Origin of the sequence: Streptococcus acidominimus, from assembly GCF_001921825.1 — a bacterium.
In the GTDB taxonomy this organism is placed as follows: domain Bacteria; phylum Bacillota; class Bacilli; order Lactobacillales; family Streptococcaceae; genus Streptococcus; species Streptococcus acidominimus.
Genome location: NZ_MSJL01000099.1, coordinates 1 through 1791, shown reverse-complemented (window position 1 = coordinate 1791; position 1791 = coordinate 1). Strand labels below are relative to the sequence as shown.

The 1791-nt window shown below is 40.0% G+C and carries 2 protein-coding genes and 1 pseudogene; all 3 read right to left on the bottom strand.

From position 1 onward, the window contains the following. Nucleotides 1–529: 529 nt before the first annotated feature. Nucleotides 530–1051, bottom strand: coding sequence for an NUDIX hydrolase (locus BU200_RS10435; protein ID WP_075100048.1), 522 nt, complete (start codon nt 1049–1051; stop codon nt 530–532). A 114-nt stretch (nt 1052–1165) separates the two neighbouring features. After that, nucleotides 1166–1510, bottom strand: a pseudogene (locus BU200_RS10430) (DUF5105 domain-containing protein); the annotation flags it as partial. Nucleotides 1511–1549: 39 nt separating this feature from the next. Next, nucleotides 1550–1791 (bottom strand): IS3 family transposase (locus BU200_RS10425; RefSeq protein ID WP_142237004.1); only part of this gene is annotated, 242 nt, incomplete at its 5' end.

The window sequence follows — 1791 nt, the reverse complement described above, 5'->3', positions numbered from 1 at the left end:
GTGCATTTTTTCTCCTAATATAAACCAAACATGGAGAGCATGGAGGATAATATCAAGTAACTTTATAAATTTTTTACCCGAAAACCATTGAAATACTTGACAAATGGTAGAAAATAGGAAATACGACGAGTGAAAAGCTCCTGTGGAGGTTTTCAGCCTGCCACGTAAAAGTAGTAACATTTGTAACTAGCTAAAACTAGAACACCTACGTCCCCCTAAAGGGAGCCATATCTGTAACCAGTTAAAACTGGAACAGCTACGTCTCTTTTCACACTCTCATTCGTGCTTAGGAGCAAATAGTTCAAAAAGGAGTTGGACAATTGTGATGGCGAAATCATGACTGTCCAACTCCTTTTTCGAATGCTTTTCTATATTAGTTTAGCAATAAGGAATATGTTTGGTTTACGTTTCGTACTAGCTCAAACAGTCTGGGAATAGACTGTTTGAGGTTGGAAATGCAGCAAACGAAGTTTTCGTCCAAAGTTGCAGGTAGTTGCTCCTCTTTAAAAACCAAAACTAAATAACTATACTATTGTTTTTGAGGTTGCTCTTTTTCGAGGAACAATTGTTCGATAGCTTCTTTTTGGCGTGGAATAAGGAGTTCCTGTTCTAAAAAAGATGGAAGATCTGCATGCGCTACCCAGATGAAATCAGTGGTTTCCCCTTCTTGGAGAGTAACAGTCCCTTTCTCGCAATCCACTTCTGCCCAGTAGGTGTCAAAGATACACTGCTGTTCGTGTTTGACGAAGTGGAGGTGATGAATGAGTTGTTCGACCTGTAACTGGATCCCTGTTTCTTCTCTTACTTCGCGAAGAATGGCGATTTCAGAACTTTCACCAAGGAGGGCAGAGCCGCCTGCACTTGCTTCGTAGTGGTTAGGAAAAGATGGCTTCTTGCCATCTCGTTTCATGAAAAGGATACTCTTATCCTTGTGAATGATCAGGCATTCCACGACTAAATGGTAGAGCCCTTGGGGGATTGGTTTGTCCCGCTGTAAAATCTTATCTGTTTTTTGCCCATTTTCTAAGTAGGCGTTCCAATATTCTGCCATGTTTTCTCCTTTGTTATTTTGGATAAGGAAGTCATAATTGAAAAGGGACTGACTATATCTCAATAGAAAGAAACACAGATTAGAGTTTTATTCCAATCTGTGTTCCTTTTAATCTTAATATAATCCACCTCGGAAAGCCTGAGAGAGACTGTCGTATTGATAATCTGACGTATCCACTGTCCATTTTCCTTTTTTATTGGTCAGTTTTAAGCGGAAACCGTCGCGGTCGCTTAGATCGTCTGTCACCAATGGTGTTGAGTCCAGTTGACCAGGAATCTGCTCTAGCAGATATTTTTCAGCAGCCTTAAGGGCGTCACTATAATTGTTATAGTCGTTTGCATGCTCTTGAGCAAATTTGGAAACCAAGTCATAGGTTTTTACATTTTCTAATCCAATCGTTTCCGGACGAACATAGACGACGGCGCTATCTGGTAAAAACTCTTTTACAGTATAGGTGAACTGCTCCCTGTCAAGTAGACAGTCAAATAATAAAAGATATTAAGCAACCTGATTCCTGAATTCCCAAGGGGTCAGGTTGTTTAATTTAGTTTGATAACGTTGTGTATTGTAAAACTGGATATAGCTTTCCACATCTGCGACTAGCTCCTCATAGGTCTTGTATTTCTTGAGATGATAAGACTCTGTCTTGAAATGCCCAAAGAAACTTTCAATTGGTGCATTGTCGATACATTTCCCAACTCGTGACATGGATAGAGTGATGCCAGCCTGTGTTGTAAAAT

Coding starts and splice junctions, on each gene's coding strand:
- BU200_RS10435 (WP_075100048.1), bottom strand. CDS start 1,051: ATGGCAGAATATTGGAACGCCTACTTAGAAAATGGGCAAAAAACAGAT.